The sequence below is a fragment of the Pseudoalteromonas translucida KMM 520 genome, from assembly GCF_001465295.1.
GTDB classification, from domain to species: domain Bacteria; phylum Pseudomonadota; class Gammaproteobacteria; order Enterobacterales; family Alteromonadaceae; genus Pseudoalteromonas; species Pseudoalteromonas translucida.
Genome location: NZ_CP011034.1, coordinates 2623011 through 2642559 on the forward strand (window position 1 = coordinate 2623011; position 19549 = coordinate 2642559).

At 38.9% G+C, this 19549-nt stretch carries 23 protein-coding genes; 6 read left to right on the forward strand and 17 right to left on the reverse strand.

The features are described from left to right. Positions 1–51 precede the first annotated feature (51 nt). The gene (gene panP, locus PTRA_RS12080) at positions 52–1677 is read right to left on the reverse strand and encodes a pyridoxal-dependent aspartate 1-decarboxylase PanP (protein WP_058373958.1); all 1626 of its coding nucleotides are present in this window, start codon (positions 1675–1677) and stop codon (positions 52–54) included. A gap of 269 nt (positions 1678–1946) precedes the next feature. Between panP and PTRA_RS12085 the strand changes: the two genes are divergently transcribed. Beyond that, positions 1947–3815 carry a GGDEF domain-containing protein gene (locus PTRA_RS12085; RefSeq protein WP_058373959.1) on the forward strand — a complete coding sequence of 623 codons (1869 nt, stop codon included), beginning with the start codon at positions 1947–1949 and terminating at the stop codon, positions 3813–3815. A gap of 5 nt (positions 3816–3820) precedes the next feature. Here PTRA_RS12085 and trmB read toward each other — a convergent pair whose 3' ends face one another. The 8 genes from trmB to folB form a co-directional block, all read right to left on the reverse strand. After that, positions 3821–4495: a tRNA (guanine(46)-N(7))-methyltransferase TrmB gene (gene trmB, locus PTRA_RS12090; RefSeq protein ID WP_058373960.1), complete on the reverse strand. Its 675-nt coding sequence runs from the start codon at positions 4493–4495 to the stop codon at positions 3821–3823. Beyond that, positions 4495–5262, reverse strand: coding sequence for an ABC transporter permease (locus PTRA_RS12095; RefSeq protein ID WP_058373961.1), 768 nt, complete (start codon positions 5260–5262; stop codon positions 4495–4497). The genes trmB and PTRA_RS12095 overlap by 1 nt, the downstream gene beginning before the upstream one ends. Beyond that, positions 5263–6192 carry an ABC transporter ATP-binding protein gene (locus PTRA_RS12100; RefSeq protein ID WP_011328954.1) on the reverse strand — a complete coding sequence of 310 codons (930 nt, stop codon included), beginning with the start codon at positions 6190–6192 and terminating at the stop codon, positions 5263–5265. It lies immediately after the preceding gene. After that, positions 6189–6812 (reverse strand): flavin prenyltransferase UbiX, encoded by a 624-nt coding sequence (locus PTRA_RS12105; protein WP_041454762.1) that lies wholly within the window; start codon positions 6810–6812, stop codon positions 6189–6191. The genes PTRA_RS12100 and PTRA_RS12105 overlap by 4 nt, the downstream gene beginning before the upstream one ends. A gap of 1 nt (position 6813) precedes the next feature. Beyond that, positions 6814–8169, reverse strand: a complete 1356-nt coding sequence (gene mpl / locus PTRA_RS12110; RefSeq protein WP_058373962.1) for a UDP-N-acetylmuramate:L-alanyl-gamma-D-glutamyl-meso-diaminopimelate ligase — start codon at positions 8167–8169, stop codon at positions 6814–6816. A 227-nt stretch (positions 8170–8396) separates the two neighbouring features. After that, a complete protein-coding gene (locus tag PTRA_RS12115; RefSeq protein ID WP_058373963.1) occupies positions 8397–9197 on the reverse strand; it encodes an undecaprenyl-diphosphate phosphatase in 801 nt (266 codons plus the stop codon). After that, complete coding sequence (gene folK, locus PTRA_RS12120) at positions 9194–9682, reverse strand: 2-amino-4-hydroxy-6-hydroxymethyldihydropteridine diphosphokinase (protein WP_058373964.1); 489 nt, start codon at positions 9680–9682, stop codon at positions 9194–9196. The genes PTRA_RS12115 and folK overlap by 4 nt, the downstream gene beginning before the upstream one ends. Continuing rightward, on the reverse strand, positions 9683–10042 hold the full coding sequence (gene folB / locus PTRA_RS12125) for a dihydroneopterin aldolase (RefSeq protein WP_058373965.1): 360 nt from the start codon (positions 10040–10042) through the stop codon (positions 9683–9685). It lies immediately after the preceding gene. Between the two features lie 208 nt (positions 10043–10250). On the opposite strand from folB, the gene plsY reads away from it, so the two are divergent. Next, positions 10251–10862 carry a glycerol-3-phosphate 1-O-acyltransferase PlsY gene (plsY, locus tag PTRA_RS12130; RefSeq protein WP_058373966.1) on the forward strand — a complete coding sequence of 204 codons (612 nt, stop codon included), beginning with the start codon at positions 10251–10253 and terminating at the stop codon, positions 10860–10862. A 6-nt stretch (positions 10863–10868) separates the two neighbouring features. Here the strand turns inward: plsY and tsaD are convergent, their stop codons facing one another. From tsaD to PTRA_RS12145, 3 genes are read right to left on the reverse strand one after another with little or no spacing between them, the layout of a single operon-like run. Then, positions 10869–11882 carry a tRNA (adenosine(37)-N6)-threonylcarbamoyltransferase complex transferase subunit TsaD gene (tsaD, locus tag PTRA_RS12135; protein WP_058373967.1) on the reverse strand — a complete coding sequence of 338 codons (1014 nt, stop codon included), beginning with the start codon at positions 11880–11882 and terminating at the stop codon, positions 10869–10871. A gap of 53 nt (positions 11883–11935) precedes the next feature. After that, positions 11936–12526 (reverse strand): YjaG family protein, encoded by a 591-nt coding sequence (locus PTRA_RS12140; protein ID WP_011328962.1) that lies wholly within the window; start codon positions 12524–12526, stop codon positions 11936–11938. Further along, complete coding sequence (locus PTRA_RS12145) at positions 12510–12872, reverse strand: putative signal transducing protein (protein ID WP_058373968.1); 363 nt, start codon at positions 12870–12872, stop codon at positions 12510–12512. The genes PTRA_RS12140 and PTRA_RS12145 overlap by 17 nt, the downstream gene beginning before the upstream one ends. Before the next feature lie 80 nt (positions 12873–12952). On the opposite strand from PTRA_RS12145, the gene PTRA_RS12150 reads away from it, so the two are divergent. The 3 genes from PTRA_RS12150 to PTRA_RS12160 all read left to right on the forward strand — a co-directional run bounded on the left by PTRA_RS12150 (position 12953) and on the right by PTRA_RS12160 (position 15277). Further along, a complete protein-coding gene (locus PTRA_RS12150; protein ID WP_058373969.1) occupies positions 12953–13375 on the forward strand; it encodes a DUF2721 domain-containing protein in 423 nt (140 codons plus the stop codon). Between the two features lie 304 nt (positions 13376–13679). Continuing rightward, complete coding sequence (locus PTRA_RS12155; protein WP_058373970.1) at positions 13680–14564, forward strand: LysR family transcriptional regulator; 885 nt, start codon at positions 13680–13682, stop codon at positions 14562–14564. A gap of 92 nt (positions 14565–14656) precedes the next feature. Continuing rightward, positions 14657–15277: a 2OG-Fe(II) oxygenase gene (locus PTRA_RS12160; RefSeq protein WP_041454529.1), complete on the forward strand. Its 621-nt coding sequence runs from the start codon at positions 14657–14659 to the stop codon at positions 15275–15277. Between the two features lie 18 nt (positions 15278–15295). Here the strand turns inward: PTRA_RS12160 and ubiA are convergent, their stop codons facing one another. Both ubiA and PTRA_RS12170 read right to left on the reverse strand, forming a co-directional pair. After that, positions 15296–16174 (reverse strand): 4-hydroxybenzoate octaprenyltransferase, encoded by an 879-nt coding sequence (ubiA, locus tag PTRA_RS12165; RefSeq protein WP_058373971.1) that lies wholly within the window; start codon positions 16172–16174, stop codon positions 15296–15298. Next, a complete protein-coding gene (locus PTRA_RS12170; RefSeq protein ID WP_058373972.1) occupies positions 16171–16716 on the reverse strand; it encodes a chorismate--pyruvate lyase family protein in 546 nt (181 codons plus the stop codon). Before PTRA_RS12170 ends, ubiA begins: the two co-directional genes overlap by 4 nt. 154 nt (positions 16717–16870) lie before the next feature. On the opposite strand from PTRA_RS12170, the gene PTRA_RS12175 reads away from it, so the two are divergent. Further along, positions 16871–17269, forward strand: coding sequence for a flagellar basal body-associated protein FliL (locus PTRA_RS12175; RefSeq protein ID WP_058373973.1), 399 nt, complete (start codon positions 16871–16873; stop codon positions 17267–17269). Here PTRA_RS12175 and glpG read toward each other — a convergent pair. The 3 genes from glpG to tdh all read right to left on the reverse strand — a co-directional run bounded on the left by glpG (position 17266) and on the right by tdh (position 19519). After that, entirely contained in the window at positions 17266–18090 is an 825-nt protein-coding gene (gene glpG / locus PTRA_RS12180; RefSeq protein WP_058373974.1) for a rhomboid family intramembrane serine protease GlpG, read from the reverse strand. The genes PTRA_RS12175 and glpG overlap by 4 nt on opposite strands. Beyond that, the gene (gene glpE, locus PTRA_RS12185; protein WP_058373975.1) at positions 18087–18404 is read right to left on the reverse strand and encodes a thiosulfate sulfurtransferase GlpE; all 318 of its coding nucleotides are present in this window, start codon (positions 18402–18404) and stop codon (positions 18087–18089) included. Before glpE ends, glpG begins: the two co-directional genes overlap by 4 nt. An 89-nt stretch (positions 18405–18493) precedes the next feature. Further along, complete coding sequence (gene tdh / locus PTRA_RS12190; protein WP_058373976.1) at positions 18494–19519, reverse strand: L-threonine 3-dehydrogenase; 1026 nt, start codon at positions 19517–19519, stop codon at positions 18494–18496. Positions 19520–19549: the final 30 nt, after the last annotated feature.

The window sequence follows — 19549 nt, forward strand, 5'->3', positions numbered from 1 at the left end:
AACTAAAAAAGACGCTATTAAGCGTCTTTTTTATTTAAGCTAATATTTTAATTACATATACTTACTTAAGTACTTTTTAAATACCGGATCTGTTTTAGCCAACTCTTTCTGTTCTGCTAAAATTTCTTTTAAAATAACGCCTGATGTAAGTGGGTTAGCAAGTACTACCCTAAATACCACTGTGGGCTGATTATCGTATTGAGTAGGCGTTAAACGCGTACGTGATACAAATGATCGCCCTGATTCACGTTGCCGTTTTTGCATACTTGCAGTAAAGCGATTAAGTGAGGCAAAAATATCAATCCGTGTTTGCGGATCAGCATCTGCAATTGCCTGCTTTATTTGCTTAGGCACATAACGATACGTTAATAAGCACAGCTCTGGCTCTGAGATCAGCTCAAAATCTTCATCTGCTTTAATTAAATTAGCAAAGTAATGGGCTTTTTTAATACTACGATCGATTAGCATTTCGTAGCCTTTACGGCCAATAACACGTAAGCAAGCATGTACTAACATTGCCATACCCGGGCGGCTGCCCTCAAGTGTATGGCTACCTAAATCTTTTGAACCTTTACGTAAAATATACTCTGCATGATGTTCAATTGCATCGGTAGCGGTTGGATCTTTAAACAACACCAGGCCAGCTCCCATAGGAACATACATTTGTTTGTGTGCATCAATGGTAATTGAGTCTGCGCGCTCAACACCTTTGAGTAAATGGCGATGGGTATTAGATAACAAAGTTGCCCCGCCCCATGCAGCGTCAACATGAAAGTGGCAATTAATGTCTTGTGCTAAATCTGCCATCGCTTCAAGGGGATCGATATTACCGGTTTCTGTGGTACCCGCGACTCCAATAATGGCCATTACTTTAATACCTTGCGCTTCAAGCTCTAAGGCTTTTTCGCGCATGGCGTTAACATCAACTTTATTGTTTTCGCATGTTTTAATACCCACTAAGTTTTCACGACCAATTCCTAATAAATCAGCCGCTTTACCTAACGAATAATGGCCACGCTCAGAAATTAAAATAGCCAACCCTTTATAGCCGTAATGCATCATACCGGCAATTAAGCCTTGTGCGCCTATACCTTTAAAGTTGCCATCGGGTTTTAATAACCTATTTCGCGCAATCCAAAGCGCCGTAATATTAGCTACAGTACCGCCTGAGCAAAATGCACCTAACGATGTTTTTGCACTGTGCATCCATTTAGCATAAAACTCGTCTTGTTGCCCGTACGCTAAATGATGCATCATTCCAAGCACTTGGCGCTCAAGTGGAGTAAAAGCTTTAGAGGTTTCTATTTTTACTAGGTTTTGATTTAGCCCTACCATTAACTTTGATAATGGTAGTAAAAAATGAGGCAAAGCAGAAGTCATATGGCCAATAAAGCTAGGCGCTGCGGTATGCACAGAGTGCGCAACCAACTGCTCCATTATATCTTGCGCATAAGCAGATACAAACGTTGGATCTTCTGGGATCATCGCCGACTGAAAGTCTTTTTCAATTTCGTGTAATGGTTTTTCAATTGCCGCAATGTTTTCGTTTAAAAAACCTGCTAAATTACTCGATATTTCAAGCTCTATTTTGCTTAAAGTTGAGTCTGGCGCTTCAGGTACAGTAAATATACGCTTAAGGCTTTCTTTAGAGGCGACGGCAAAACGCTTTTGATCCATCTTAATACCTAGTGTGTGGCTAAAACGCCTGCTGCTCTATTAAACACACTAAATTGAGTGTGCTATTTTAGTAACAGGGTTTTTAATAATTGCGCTAACTTTACTGCAATATTAAGAAAATGTCTCGCTTAAAGCCATAAAAACGCTAAATGACATGACAAATAATATTAATTTTGACCATTTTTTATCTTTTTAATTCAAAATCAATTAAGTCATTGGGCATTTGTTTTTTTTGCGTATAATTAATTTAACAATAAAAAGGGAATTATATGCTACAAGGAAAACTAAGAATAAATGGGTTAATTAGCGCTTTTATGCTGTTTTTAATCAGTTTAATTATCTGTGTTTATTATACTTATAGCACTATTCGCAGTGATGTAATTAACGCCCTTGATAATCGCCTTATTAATGCAGCCACCAGCGTTAAATATATTTTGGGCGATGACTATCACAGTAAAATAAATAAAACCCAAACTATTAGCTTTGCAACTTACGAAAGTAAAAGTAAGCAGCTTTCTGAGCTTGCACAAGCACTCGATATTGCTTACGTTTATTCTATGGTGCTAATTAATGGCAAGGTTCATTTTAGCGCTTCTAGCTACACCCAAGAAGATCAAAATAGTGGCAAGGTAACCCAGTTTTTAGATTTATACCCAGAGGCAACTAAGGCTAATATTGGTGCCTTTTTATCTACTGAGCCTGTTTTTGAAATATCGAGTGATCAATGGGGCGACTTTAAAACTATTTTTATTCCGCATATTGATAAAAATGGCATTACATATTTAACTGCTGCCGATATAAGCCTTAAAAGTATCAATAATAAGTTAGCGCAAAGCGCCTCAACATCGGCTGTTTTAGGCGGCTTTTTTTTAGTTATTATTATATTGTTGCTAATTATGTATAACTTCGCGACTAAACGCGCCGCCATGAGAGACTCTGGTAGCGGTTTTGCTAATCATATCGCGCTTGAAAAATATTTTTTAAACAGCCCTGTTCACCATATGCAAATGGCCATAGTTTGGGTGAACGAAATTGAAAATATAAACCGCTTTTACGGCACTAAAGTGGGTGACAAAGTAATGAAAAAATTACTGATACACTTTAAAAAGCACAGCAATATAAATTATCGTATTTACCGTGTAGCAACCAATAAATTAGTGTTACTAACGCCCAAAGAAACACCATACGAAGAACTAAGTAATTTAATTCAATCGTATAATTTTAATACGCCCTTTTTAACCAACCCTTTTATTTACATTACTTTATGTGCAGGTATTGCCCGAGGAAATAAGTCGTTGCTGCTAAAAAATGCCCATATTGCGGCTTTACAGGCAAAACAAGGTAACCTTAGTGTTGTTAATTACTCTGAGGCTATAAATGACTCAAAGTCGCTGTATTTATATAATTTAGAAATAGCAAAAGAAGTACGTGAAGCGTTTGAACAAAAGCGCGTTGTGCCCTATTTTCAGGCTGTTATTGATATAGAGTCTAAACAAACACTACACTACGAGTGCACACCACGAATTGTGACTCCACAGGGCGAAATTTTAAAACCCGATGCATTTTCAAATACCGTAATACGCTTGCGTATGGATGGCTTATTAACCCGTACTTTATTTTCGCAGTGCCTTAGCCGCTTTCGTAAAACACAAATTAGTTGGAGTTTAAATATTACTATTGAAGATATATTAGACCCTAGCATAAATGAATACATTGCTTACGAATTACAGCGCTATCCGCACCCTGAAAATATCACTTTAGTTTTATTTGAACCACAAGTTATCGCCAATTATTCAAGCGTAAGGGCATTTATAACTATGGTTAAAAGTAAGGGAATTAAGGTGATGATAAACAGTTTTGGCAATGACTTTGCAAATACACTAAATATTTTAAAATTGGAAATTGACGCAATAAAGTTAGATGGCATGCTAATAAAGCAAATAGTTAATGATGAGAACACGGCATTATTTGTTGATTACACAGCCAATTTTGCAAAGCAGCAAAATATTCAACTAATTGCCTCTATGGTAGAGAACAAAGCTATAGCTACGGCGCTCAAAAAAGTAAATGTGACGCTAATGCAGGGTAATTTCATTGCCCACCCAGCGCCACATGTTAATCCATTATTTGAGCAGTAAAGTAATCAACCCTGAGTTAAACTAATAATCAAGCGGTGGCTTTGTTGGCCACTGGCCCAGTACTTACGCTCAAATGGGGTAATTGCTTCATCTGCCCCATAAGCAGAAACCTGACAAACATTACCGGTTAGTTCAAGTGCTCTGGCAAACTCTTTAACGTAAATATCCCAGTTACTGCGCACTTCTAATTTACCGCCTAACTTTACAATAAACGGAAAAATAGCCGCGCCGTGCCAACGCCTACGAATATGTTTAGATTTAGGCCACGGATTGGGATAAAGCAAATAATGGTGGCTAGGTTGCCAGTTTGCTGCCACGGCTAAACGCCAAAAGTCGTTTAAGTCTGCTTGCACCAAAATATACTGACCACTGTCGGTTTGTTTATACTCTACATCGTGTTTATCTAAGCGGTGCGACGATTTATCAATACCAATTACCAGCGCATCAGGATGGCGCTTAGCTAAGTTAGCAGTACTTTCTCCCACACCACAACACGAATCTAAAATAAGTGGGCCATTAAACGCCTGTACTTTAGCATTCACCTCGTCAAACGCTGTTTGTGTATGCGCTGCTATTGGCTTTTTAAACTCTGCGTTTAAATGCTTGTTAACTATGTCATCCAGCTTTTCGTGAATACCCGCTTGGTTAGATACAATACTACGCGAATTTGCATCAGTCATTAGTGTCTTAGCCCCACACCTTTTTTAATTAATGTCAGCGCTAAGGTAAATAACGCGATAATAAATACTAAAATAACGCCAAGTGCCAAGCTTAAATCTACATCCGACACCCCTAAAAACCCATATCTAAATGCGTTAACCATATAAATAATAGGATTTACTTGTGATACGTTTTGCCAAAACTCAGGCAGTAATGTAATTGAATAAAACACCCCACCTAAATAAGTTAGCGGCGTTAAAATAAAGGTAGGAATAATACTAATATCGTCAAAGCTATTAGCATATATAGCATTTATTAAGCCACCGAGTGCAAATACCGCAGAGGTTAAAATAACGGTAGCCATAATGATAAAAATATTATGAATTTGAATATCAACAAATAATAACGATACGCAGGTAACAATAAAGCCCACCATTATTCCGCGCGTCATACCACCGCCCATATAGCCAAGCACAATAATGTAGTTTGGCACTGGGGCTACAAGTAGCTCTTCAATACTTTTTTGAAATTTAGTAGAGTAAAAACTTGAGGCTACATTAGAGTAAGAGTTAGTAATAACCGACATCATTATCAGGCCAGGTACAATAAACTCCATATAACTAAAGCCGCCCATATCACCAATACGTGAGCCTATTAAGTTACCAAAAATAACAAAATATAAACTCATGGTAACTGCTGGAGGCACTAAGGTTTGCACCCAAATACGTAAAAAACGAATACACTCTTTAATCCAAATACTTTTTAAGGCTACGCCATATTTAAACATTTATTTGCCCCGACCTTGTTCTAATAATCCAACAAATAACTCTTCTAATCTATTTGCTTTGTTACGCATACTCAACACGGTATTACCTTGCTCGGTTAGCGCACTAAATACAGCGTTTAAGCCTTGCGATTTAGCCACTTCAACTTCAATAGTATGCTCGTCGTCCATTGTAAATTTATAACCCTCTAGGGTAACTGGCTTAGCCGGTGTTTTTAAGTCTAAAATAAAGGTTTCTTTATCAAGCTTAGATAACAGTGCTTTAATTGTGGTGTTTTCAACAATCAGGCCATTGTCTATTATGGCTATGTTTTTACACAATAACTCTGCTTCTTCTAAGTAATGAGTGGTTAAAATAATGGTGACGCCTTGCTCATTAATTTGGCGTAAAAAATCCCACATTGAACGACGCAGCTCTATATCAACACCCGCTGTTGGCTCATCTAAAATCAGTAATTTAGGCTCATGCATAAGTGCGCGAGCAATCATTAAACGGCGTTTCATACCACCTGAAAGCGTACGCGCTTGTTTATCTTTTTTATCCAGCAGCCCCAATTGGGTTAAATACTTTTCGGCGCGTTTATGTGCTTCGCCGCGTGGTACACCATAATAACCCGCTTGAGTTACTAATATTTGAGTTAGGGTTTCAAATTGGCTAAAGTTAAACTCTTGCGGCACTAAGCCTAAATGCGCTTTAGCGGCCTCTAGGTCGGTGTCTATGTCGCAACCAAACACCTCTACCTTACCTTTCGTTTTATTTACCAGTGATGAAATAACACCAATTGTGGTCGACTTACCCGCTCCATTAGGGCCAAGTAAGGCAAAAAAATCACCCTCTCGCACTTGTAAATCAATACCCTTTACAGCTTCAACCCCATTAGTATAAACCTTGGTAAGGCCTGCTATATTTAAAGCAATTTGTTGCTTACTCATGACTTGCCCTCACCATAACCCCAACGCTTTGTTAGGTTATGTTCAATGTTTAAATGATCTAAAATTCGCGCCACCATAAAATCAACTAAGTCGGCAATACTTTGCGGCTGATGATAAAAACCCGGCGACGCAGGCATAATAGTGACCCCTAAGCGTGAAAGCTTAAGCATGTTTTCCAGATGAATTTGATTAAATGGTGTTTCGCGTGGCACTAAAATAAGATGGCCACGCTCTTTAATTACCACATCGGCGGCACGCTCTAGTAAGTTGTCAGATGCGCCAACAGCAATAGCCGAAACAGTGCCCGCACTACAAGGGCACACTATCATTTTTTTAGGGGCAGCTGATCCTGAGGCAACTGGGCTAAACCAGTTGTCTTTACCATATACTTTTAGCTGTTCTGGCTTAGCGTTATATAGCGCACTTAATTGCTCACTTGCTTTGGTTTCATTACCTGAGAGCTTAATACCGGATTCGATATCAAATACCACTCGCGCTGCACTTGAAATAAGCACATACACCTGAAATTGCTGTTCAATTAATACTTCTAACAATCTCAAGCCATAAGGCGCACCCGACGCGCCGCTAAATGCTAAGGTAATTGTGTCTTTAAATTGCAAATTATTCTCCGCTGTATTTATTAGCCAATGCATCAACTAGTTGCTGATGCAGGCCATTAAAACTACCATTGCTCATTATTAAAATATGTTGATTAGCTGCTATATTATCAAGTACGGTATCAATAATTACCTGTGTACTGGTAAAACACTGCATACCGGCTGCAGCAGCTTGTTCGCTCAGCGACCAGCTTAGGTTTTCTGGTTCAAAAAGCAGTATCTCATCGGCATCACTCAACGAGGCAAGTAATGTATGTTGATGCACGCCCATTTTCATGGTGTTTGAGCGCGGCTCTAAAATAGCAATAATTTTTTCATCGCCTACTTTAGCGCGCAGCCCTGCTAATGTGGTTTGAATAGCCGTTGGATGATGCGCAAAATCGTCATACACTTTTATATTATTAATATCAGCTTTAAGCTCCATACGTCGTTTAGGGCTAATAAACTCGCCAAGTGCTGCTATACTATGCTCAACGGCAATACCTACATGGCGCGCAGCTGCTATGGCCATAATAGCATTTTTAACGTTGTGCTCACCCATTGCCTGCCAATTAACGGTGCCTTGTTTTTCATTATTTAAAAACACCTTAAACTCACTGCCATCGGCTTTTGCTAGTTCATAATTCCAATCAATACCCAAGGTTTCACTTTCGCTCCATAGTCCTTGAGTTATTACATCACTAAGTGCTTGATCATCCTTTGGCCAAATAACTTTGCCACTTTGTGGTACTGTACGTATTAAATGATGAAATTGTTTTTTAATCGCGTTTAAATCTTCAAAAATATCGGCATGATCAAACTCAAGATTATTTAAAATAAGTGTTCGCGGTAAATAATGCACAAACTTACTGCGCTTATCAAAAAATGCCGTGTCGTATTCGTCTGCTTCAATAACAAAAAAAGGGGTTTCGCCTACTTTGGCCGACACACCAAAATTTTGTACTATGCCGCCAATTAAAAAGCCCGGTTTTAAACCCGCATACTCTAAAATCCATGCAAGCATACTTGCTGTGGTGGTTTTACCATGTGTACCAGCAACCGCAAGTACCCATGAATTTTGCAATAAGTTATGTTTTAGCCATTCTGGCCCAGATGTATAAGGCAGACCTTTATCAAGTACATATTCAACGCATGGATTGCCTCGGCTCATGGCATTGCCAATAACCACCATGTCTGGCGCTGGCTCTAATTGGGTTACCTCGTAGCCCTGGGTTAGCTCAATTCCGAGCTCTTCAAGCTGCGTGCTCATAGGTGGATAAACGTTTTGATCAGACCCCGTTACTTTATGGCCAAGCGATTTAGCAATCGCAGCTATCCCACCCATAAAGGTGCCACAAATACCTAAAATATGAATATGCATCTACTTTCCTTTAATCGTGTGCTTACTTTGCACAGCAGCAAAGTTTAATGGCGCTATAATGCCAAAATTCGCGCTTCGTTACCATTGTGCATACGCATCTCACTGTTGCCAAAAACGCCTAACTAACTTAATAATTAAGCCACTGAAGTTAAAAGTATCACTGACAAAAAAGCCTTCCACACTAGGAAGGCTTTTAAACGCTTAAATTAAACGAGTTAAAATATTAATTACAGCGTTAAAAATACAATTAACCCGACCCCTAGCAATAATCGGTAAATAACAAATGGCAACATCCCCATGCGTTCTATTACTTTTAAAAACATATAAATACAGGCATAAGCCGATAAAAACGACAACACAACACCTAATAACAAGGTGTTCCAGTCAACTACATGATCCCCTAGTGCAAGCTCAACGGTATAGTAAAGGCCCATCATAGAAATAATAGGTATTGCCAGTAAAAACGAAAAGCGTGCAGCGCTTTGTTTATTCATGCCAAGCATTAAACCCGCGGTCATAGTAATACCTGAACGTGACGTGCCTGGGATCATAGCAACGGCCTGTGCTAGGCCTATAATAAGCGCGGTTTTCCAATTTAGCTGATAAATCGTTTTAGTTTGCTTACCTTTTGCATCCGCATACCAAAGCAATAAACCAAATATAATGGTGGTAACTGCGATCACCCATGCGCTACGCAAATAGAGCTCAATCATATCTTTTAAAAGCAAACCTAAAATAGCGGCTGGAATTGTGCCTAAAATTATCCACCAGCCTAATTTACTGTCATCTGTGCTACCTTGCGCACCAAACGACTTAAACCATGCACTAAGTATGCTGCTTACTTCTTTACGAAAATAAATCACTACTGCAATTAAAGTACCTACGTGTACAGCAACATCAAATGCTAACCCTTGATCTTTCCAGCCCAATATTTGCGATGGTAAAATTAAGTGCGCAGAGCTAGAAATAGGCAAAAATTCAGTAAATCCCTGAATAAGAGCTAAAACAATAATTTCAATAATACTCATGGGTTAGAAAACTCCACCTTCCATAGTCTTTGTTGAGGGTTGTTGTACTCGCGCCAAAGCTCGGCAATGGTTTGCTGTGCAACAGGGTGATAAAAATGCGGGGCTACTTCAGCTAGAGGCTGTAATACAAAGGCGTTTTTTGTAATTTCGTCACGTGGTAACTGTGCGGGAGAGTCGCAAATTACATCATCATAAAATAGTAAATCTAAATCGAGGGTCCGCGGGCTAAACTTTTTATCGTTTGCAGTGCGACCATTATTGCGCTCAATTTGCTTTAGTAAGCTACATACATTTGCTAATGGCATATCGGTTGTAGCACCAACTACCGAGTTATAAAAGTTATTACCAGCAAATCCAACCGCTTCACTTTCAAATACTGAGGAATGCACTAAGTCGTTAAAGTGCGGCTTAAGCGCTATAAGCGCGCAGCGCATATAATGCGCCTTATTAATATTTGACCCTAAACTAATATAAATTTGCGCCATTTAAATACTTGCCTTAGTACGCGTAATTTCAACACCCACAGTTTGCGCCTGAGCAACGGCTGCAGGTTTACTTACTCGAATAGTCACTTGTGGGGTATTAAACTCAGTCAAAATTATATGCGCTAATTGCTCAACTAAGGTTTCGAGCAGTTCTACCGGTTTTACCGTACTGTGCTCAATGATCCGCTCACTTACTTTTGCATAATCGAGTGCTAAATTAATATCATCGTTTGCAGCTGCAGGTTTAATATCACTTAACATTTCAACGTCAAAGTAAAGGCTTTGTTTACTTTCTTTTTCAAAGTCGTACACTCCAATAATAGTGTCGACGTGTAATTGCGATATAAATACCTTGTCCATTAATGCTCCTAATGACAGTAACAAGCCACTGAGTTAACTGCATAATGTATCAATTAAATTAATACTGTATATACTTTAATCAGTGTTTAAATACATATAAATTACTTCTACAATAACAAGGTAGCTATACTAGTTAGTAATTAAAGCAGTTTATAAATTTTGACGTCAATAATAGCCGAAAAAGTACAATTAAAAAATAAGGAAGCACGTGTTAGCCACTTTAATGTTTATTTTAGCCTATTTACTTGGGTCGATTTCGTCGGCCATACTCGTCTCGAGGTTATTTAAACTCCCCGATCCGCGTAGTAATGGCTCTAATAATCCAGGGGCAACTAATGTTTATCGGCTGGGGGGCGCACTACCCGCTTGTTTAGTGCTGGTATTTGATATTTTAAAAGGCACTATTCCTGTTTGGGGGGCCTACTTTTTAGATCTTGAGCCGCTTGCGCTTGGTTTAGTCGCTGTGGCTGCCTGTTTAGGGCACATGTTCCCGTTATTTTTTGGTTTTAAAGGAGGTAAAGCGGTAGCCACTGCTTTTGGGTCTTTATTACCTATAGGGCTATCTCTGGCGGGTTTGTTAATTTGTACTTGGTTTATTATGGTAGCAATAACGCGCTATTCTTCTCTTGCTGCCTTAGTTGCGGTTTCGCTTGCACCTTTATACACTTGGTTAATAAAGCCACTTTATACGCTACCCGTTACCTTTATTACAGTACTAATTATTTTTAGGCATCGCTCTAATATCGCACGGTTATTTAGTGGTGACGAGCCAAAAGTGGGCGCTAAAAAAGCACCCACTGATGAAAAAAGCGATATTTAACTGCTATTAAATAGCTTCTAAACTGTCGATTGGCCAGCGTGGTTTAGTTTTCATATCAAGGGTAGCAAATTGCCCTGCTTTTAATCTTTGCATCCCTGCGTACGCAATCATAGCGCCATTGTCGGTACAAAATTCGGTACGCGGATAATACACTTGGCCTTTCATACCTTGCATCACACGCTCTAACTGCAAACGTAACTGCGTATTAGCACTTACACCACCAGCAATTACTAACCGTTTTATACCTGTTTGCTTAAGTGCACGTTTGCATTTTATTACCAAGGTATCGATAACCGCGGTTTGAAATGCATGCGCTATATCGGCTTTAGTTTGCTCGTCATCATTGTTTTCACGAATAGTGATAGATGCTGCTGTTTTTAAACCACTAAAACTAAAATCTAAGCCGGGCTTGTCTGTCATCGGACGTGGAAATATAAATCGCTTAGCGACCCCCTGCTCTGCCATTTCAGCTAAACGTGGGCCACCGGGATAATCTAGTCCTAGTAATTTTGCTGTTTTATCAAATGCTTCGCCTGCTGCATCATCAACCGACTCACCCAGCACTTCATATTGGCCAATACCAGCTACTTTAACCATCATGGTGTGTCCACCCGATACTAGCAAAGCAATAAACGGAAACTCAGGAACATTTTCCTCAAGCATGGGCGCTAATAAATGCCCTTCCATATGATGCACTGCTACTGCGGGAATATCCCAACCATAAGCAAGAGAGCGACCAATTGAGGTGCCAACTAAAAGTGCGCCAACTAAACCTGGACCTGCTGTATATGCAACGCCATCTAAATCTTCAGGGCCGCAACCCGCTTGTGCAAATGCAGCGTCGATAAGGGGCAGTGTTTTACGTACATGATCCCGTGATGCCAGCTCTGGCACTACACCGCCATAATCTGCGTGTACTTTTACTTGGCTATATAATTGATGCGCCAATAAACCTTTTTCGTCATCGTATATAGCAATACCGGTTTCATCGCATGACGATTCAATGCCCAAAATTCGCACTGTTTTTCTCCTGCCACCTATTTAGGTGCTTTTTAAACTAAATTATTTACGTTTTATAATGTTAAACCAATATTGGTTTGCCCATCTGCAAGCACATGTTTTTTAAGTTCTTTAACATTATCAGAGGTCACACGGCCCATGGCTTCTACAAAGTCAATTAGCTCGCCTAATACATCCATCTCGTATTGCATTAGTGGGTGTTCTCGTATTGCTTTGTTATCGGCAACTTCACCTTCAACCGTCATTTGATATTCAATAAAGCGGGCAACCGTTGCTTGCGATATTTTACTTATATTTATGAGCTCTTGCTCATCTTGCGCCATTAAACCATGCATAAGGCTTAATAATGCGGTCGCGGCATCAATTGCCGGATACGTACCAAACATATCAAAGTCAGCTAGCTCAGGCACATTGGGTTCTATTTTTTCGATTTGCTTTTCAAGATCAATCTTACTTTTTGGTAGCAGTATTTTTTCCCAACACACATTTAAAGCACTGCGTAAAACGGTTTCGTCACCAAACCCAGTTGCTTCACTAAATAAGCCATAGTTAGGTAGCATACGTTCAATTAAAGCACTGGCTAACACTGCTTTTTGTAAGTAGTTTAGTTCTCTAATACGCTGAAAGTTATTTGCTTTTGTCATTTTTTAACGTCTCGCATGACCAACAAAATTCAAATGTTGATCCATTATGCTCATTACAATTAGGACACACCCAATCTGGAGCTGATTGTTTTACTTGCTGGTAGTTTACCAATATTTGTCGCGCATGGCGCTCTTTTATCGCATAAACCTGCACACTGGCTTGAGCCTGATCAAACGGTATTTCTCCCAAAGCTCCTTGCAGCATTTCACCTTTAATTTGACACTCTATGCCATCATTTAAAATTAAGCCTTTAATTATATTCGCTTCTAAACTATTTTCAGCGCGATATATTGTTATCCATGTGAAAGGGTCAACGGTTAAGTTATCACTATTAGTATTTTGCAATTTTCACCTCATTTATTTGTGTTTACAATGCCTTTCATTAATGTGTTAATTCATAAACTAGCCAGCTTGCAGGAATAAATATGACACTTACAACTCCAGGATTACTTTTTCCGGCTATTTCATTGTTATTACTTGCCTATACAAACCGATTTTTAGTGTTAGCACAATTAATTAGAGAATTAAACGCCCGAGAAGGTGAATCAATTCGCCCGGTTGTTGTTGCGCAAATAACTAATTTAAGAAAACGTATAAAACTTATAAGAACCATGCAGGTATATGGGGTTGTATCTTTTTTACTATGCACACTTTCCATGTTTGCGTTATTTATAGAGCTCAATACTACTGGGATTATTTTATTTGGCGTTAGCCTTACTTGCTTAAGTTTATCGTTATTAACTTCGTTATTTGAAATTCACATTTCTTGCGATGCCATTGAAATAGAACTGCAAAGCATTGAAAATAAACCGCTAAGTACCCGGGTTAGCCGCAACTTTATTGAATAAAAGTTTATTGTTTCAAGTAATAATTTTACGCAGTGGCTTTTTTGCTCTTTGAGACAAGGCTACTTTATATGTTAATTGCATAATAAAAGCTTAAAACACATAACAAACTATTAGTTATTAACCTAAAGGATAATACTATTTAACAATTTCACTCTTTAATTAATACTAAAAGAGGGATATGCTAATTGAGATTTATTATAAATTTACAATCACATTTAAATATTACTTATTAATTTTAATAGATTAATAAGTAATATTACTATGTTCGCGTATATGCGACTTACTTATAAAAAGGGACTATAAAGTGAGATTTGAACAACTGGAACAATTCATAGCACTTGGCATGTTACGCCACTTCAGACAAGCCGCAGAACAAACTAAAATAAGCACGTCAGCGCTTACACGTAGCATTCAAACTCTTGAAGAAGAAATAGGCTATGAGTTAGTTAAGCGCTCTACTCGCTCGGTACACCTTACTGATGCGGGCGAACTTTTTCTTGATTATGCTAAAAATACGCTTAGTGAGTTGGCATTAACTAAACAGCGTATTTTTCAATCTATTAATGGCACTATTGAAAAAAAGCTAATTATTGGCTACACCAACAAAGCAAGCAGTGTTGTACCTATTTCATGTGGGCAATTTTTAAATCAATATCCACATATTAAAATTGAAATGCAACTTCAAGATAAACACGAACTTTCGCGTAAACTGCAACAGGGCGAAATAGATATTAGTGTTTATTCGCAAGCCATAAACAGTATTGGTAGTGATATTCACTTACCTGATCAGCTAATTCTATTTGTTTCTAAAAATCATCCGCTTGCGCATAAAACCGACATTAGCAAACAAGAGCTAGATCACTACCCTATGTTTGGCTGTTTTTCACAATCTAAACCCGTACAGCTTATGCTTAATGAAGCCATTGATGGATTAAACAAATCATCTAGTATTAAAGTTGGCAGCATAGAACAAGTAATGGCAGGCCTTGAAAAGTCAGATCATTTTGCAATTGCGGGCATTGAGCACACCAATGCCATTGCTGAAAATAGTAATCTTATTCAGTTAAAAACCAATAAAGACTTAAGCCGTGAGCAACTTATAGTACAAACAAGTCAAAAAATTGAAGTGGGTGAGCACATAGAGCACTTGCTATCACTGATAAAAAAAATGGCTATGACGATAAACTAATAAACAAAATAAGTGCCTTTAAACATATAAATGATGGCTATTAAGTTGCTTTGCACTAGACTGGCTGTTCTTTATTTTAATAGTTAGTATCAATGGGCAACTTTATTACCTCAGAAATATATTTAGATCATATTGAAGCTTATGGTTACGCTATTGTTGAAAACGCCATTGATGAAGGCTTAATGTCTGATTTAATGGCCGATTGCTACCGGATAAACCCGCATTTTAGCTTAGCTGGAATTGGCCGCTTAAATAACCAGCAAATAGATAGTACTATTCGTAAAGACAAAACATACTGGTTTGATGGCAGTTCGCAAGCCCAAAAAAACTATCAAACGGCGATGGAAGGCATTAGAACAACACTTAACCGGTGTTTTTTTATGGGGCTATTTGATTATGAATGCCACTACGCTAAATACACTTTAGGTGACTTTTATAAAAAGCATGTTGATGCTTTTAAAGGTCGTTCTAACCGTGTTTTTACCACCGTTTTATACTTAAACACGCCACAACAAGGCGGCGAGTTAGTTATTTATAAACCTAAAAGTAAAGACATTGAAATTACTATTAGGCCAACAGCTGGCACCTTAGTCTTATTTGAAAGCGAACGCTTTGTTCATGAAGTGCTGCCTGCGGTTGATGAGCGCTACTCGATTGCTGGTTGGTTCAGAAAAAACACGTCAATCAGTGGCATTATTGATCCCCCCCGCTAACAGTACTCTACCCTGTCATTAAAATGCGACAGGGTAGGAAAACAATAAGCCGATAAAAAAGGCTAATCCTACATAATGATTGTTTAAAAACGCTTTAAAACAATCGGTGCGTGCGCGTTGTTGAATAAGCACTTGTTGGTAAACTAACAATACAATAGCAACACTAAGACCAAGCCAATAACTCAGCCCAATATTATTAAGTGCTCCTATCGCGATCATTAACGTAATAAAGGCTAAATTAAGTCCCCCTATAATGTGACGATCGTATTTACCAAATAAAATAGCGGTAGATTTAACCCCTATTTTTAAGTCATCATCTCTGTCGACCATGGCATACATAGTGTCGTAGGCTACCGTCCAGCAAATATTAGCAATAAATAATAGCCAAGCCTGTATAGGAAGTGCATTAATTGACGCCATAAAAGCCATAGGAATAGCCCAGCCAAATGCTGCACCTAACACCACTTGCGGTAATTGCGTGTAACGCTTCATAAACGGGTAACAAAACGCTAAAGCAAGTGCACCAAAAGAGAGCAGTATTGTATTTACACTAAGCATTAACACCAGTAAAAATGCGACTGTTATTAATAATATAAACAAACTAATCGCTTCACCACTGCTAACCTGCCCTGAAACTAATGGCCGCTGCATTGTACGTTTAACCGAACCGTCTATTTTTCTGTCGGCAAAATCATTAATAACGCATCCGGCGCTGCGCATTATCACAACACCCAGCGTAAATACTATAAAGTTAGTTAAACTTGGCATTCCTGCATTTGCTAACCACAGCGCCCAATATGTGGGCCAAAGTAATAGTAAAGTACCTATTGGTTTATCTATACGCATGAGCGCAATATAATAAGGGATATGACTTGGGGTTAAACGCGCTAATTTCATGAGTACAAATACGCTCCTGGTAAAAACACTTCACACACTAAAAACTTATAATCTTTAAGCGAAAATAGACTGCGACGGCCAAGTAAAATTTGCGATGGTAACTTTAATTGTGCAACAAGCTGTTGTAATGAATGCTGGGTATTAAAGCGCGCAATTTCTATATCTGTACGGGTTAATTGTGGGTCCTGAAAAATCACATCGCCTAATGGTCGCTCCCCCATATTATGTAATTTATTATTTGCGGCGTTAACGCTTGCTGGCAACCAGCTTTGCGCATAAACAACCGGTTTATTATCGCAAAGTAAAAGTACCTCTCGGTTAAGCGCAGTAGTTTGCGTACAGCCTAATAATTGTTGTTGCTCTGCACTAAGCTCAAACTCTTGCTCACTAAGTACTTTTACACTAAAACACTGTGAGCGACTTTTTAATTTGGCTGTTAATGAATGCGGTTCAAATAACCACTCTTGCTCTGCACTCGATAAATCACTAAACAGTGAGGCACATTGCCAATCGGCAGATAATGAAACAGGGAAAGTAATCACAATTGCTCTACTTAATAAAAATCAGTTGAATAATAACATTGCCAAAGCATTTGAAAAAGTACGATTTACTGCCACTAATAGTTGCTCTGCGCTGTATATTAGGCACTATAAGGTATAAACTATTTACAACACGTTTATAGAAACAGCATTTAACATGAAAAAAACAGTATTCGCCGGCCTTTTTGTACTTATCGCAAGTTTAGTAAGCTTAACCGCACGAGCAGACTCGACTGTGGGTTACTTTGGTTTTGAGCCAGACATTATTACCAACTACATTGGCGCATCGAGTAAAAAAATGGGCTATGTGCGCATTACTATTGATTTAATGCTTAATAACGCATCAGACATTGCAACCGTAGAGCACCATACGCCATTGCTACGCGACGCCTTAGTTGAAATTTTATCTAAAGAACCTGAAGATAAAATAAAATCGCTCAGTGGCCGTGAAGAAATAAGAGTAAAAAGTGCAGTAAAACTTAAAAGCTTATTAAAAGAAGAAACGGGACAAGAGATCATCCGTGAAGTCTTGTTCACCAAGTATTTATATCACTAATTGTGGCTTTTAGTTCTTAACATAGACGTGGTAACGGCATAAGCCATACCGCTAATTAACCCGCCTAAATGCGCCCAATTAGCCATTCCTATAAACAACACATCCGCAAATCCAAGCACCAACCAAATTAGCATAAAACCAATAATTGCAGTGCTTACTAATGCAGGTTGTTTAGGGTTTAAGGCGCTGTAAATCCAGCAAAAGCCAAGTAGCGCATACACCACACCACTTAATCCGCCAAAGTTAGGGCCAACCATTAAATATTGTGCCCAATTGCTGATTAAGGCACTTACCACAAATAGCCCTATTAAGCTTAGCTTGCCACATTGTTTTTCGATGTTATCGCCAAGCGACACCCACCAAACTAAGTTAAATACAATATGCATGGCGCTAAAGTGCACTATAGCGGGAGTAATCCACGTTAATGGCTCGGCAGGATTAAACTGCAACGTGGTATATATTGTTTCAAACCCACCCAATAAAAATGCAATATAAATAATAATACTTAAAATGCTAACCGTTTGATTAAGCCAGCTAAGCGCTTTAAATCGCGCCATTAAATTCAGCGATTGCCCTTGATACTTAAGCGGTGATTGCGTGCTTCCTACTTCCCAAGATGCTTGCTGATAGCGGGCATGATTGGGATTTTGCGTAAACTCCGCCCAAAGCGGTTGCACTTGATGAAAGTGCTCAGGTAATACGCTAATAATTACTGTGCTACCATCTGTTGAACGTAACTCGCCTTGCAAGCCTTGGCTTTTTAAATAGTCTATAAAGCCTTGTGCAGCACGCGGATTATTTAAACTGCCAAGCTCTATCATCGTTCAACTTTCTCGCTGTAGGCCACTTCCCACGCTGTAAAACCGCCATCCATGCTGTACACATCTTCAAAACCTTGCTCCACTAAGTAGCTTGCTGCGCCTTGCGAGCTCATACCGTGATAACAAACAATAATTATTGGCTGATCAAACTCTTTTTCCATCATGAAATGTGCAATATTAGCGTTCGAAAGCGCTTCAGAACCAGGAATATGCCCCGCTTGATATGAATTTGGATCGCGGATGTCTGCAATTACCACGTCTTCTTTATCTAATAACTCAAGAGTTTGTGCTATTGATATATGTTTAAATGCCATTGAAATCTCTTTTAAAAATAATTAAAACAATAAAAAAGGCGACTCAAGCCGCCTTTTTAATACTATTGCTAGAACCGTATTAAACTAAATTAATCCCAGTTTAGTATCACTTTGCCTGATTGTCCTGAAATCATCATATCAAAACCAGCTTGAAAGTCGTCTATTGAATATTGATGAGTAATAATTGGGTTTAAGTCTAAACCTGATTGAATAAGACTTGCCATTTTATACCAGGTTTCGAACATTTCACGGCCATAAATACCTTTGATCACTAAGCCTTTAAAAATAACTTGGTTCCAATCTACTGCCATATCTGATGGTGGAATACCTAGCATGGCAACTTTACCACCATGATTCATGTTATTTAGCATAGAATTAAAAGCACTTGGTACACCCGACATTTCAAGGCCAATATCGAAGCCTTCAGTCATACCTAGCTCTTTTATTACATCTTCAAGCTTTTCGTTGGCTACGTTAACAGCGCGTGTTGCACCCATTTTACGTGCTAGCGCTAAGCGGTATTCGTTTACATCGCTAATAACTACGTGACGTGCACCTACGTGTTTTGCCACGGCCGCTGCCATAATACCAATGGGGCCTGCACCAGTAATTAATACATCTTCGCCTACTAAATCAAACGACAGCGCGGTATGTACGGCATTACCAAAAGGGTCAAAAATTGATGCTAATTCGTCTGAAATATTATCAGGGATTTTAAATGCATTAAACGCTGGTATAACTAAGTATTCAGCAAATGCACCTTCGCGGTTTACGCCTACACCTGTGGTGTTACGACATAAATGTACGCGCCCTGCACGACAGTTACGACAATGCCCGCACGTAATATGGCCTTCGCCAGATACTCGGTCGCCAACCTTAAAACCACGTACTTCTTGGCCCATATCAACCACTTCGCCAACATACTCATGGCCAACAACCATAGGTGTAGGAATGGTTTTTTGCGCCCACTCGTCCCATTTATAAATATGGACGTCGGTGCCACAAATTGCAGTTTTACGAATTTTAATTAGCAGGTCGTTATGGCCAACTTCTGGTTTTGGCGCATCTGTCATCCAAATACCCGGTTCTGCTTTTAATTTAGATAATGCTTTCATTATTCACACTCAACTAAAAAACCGCGGCTG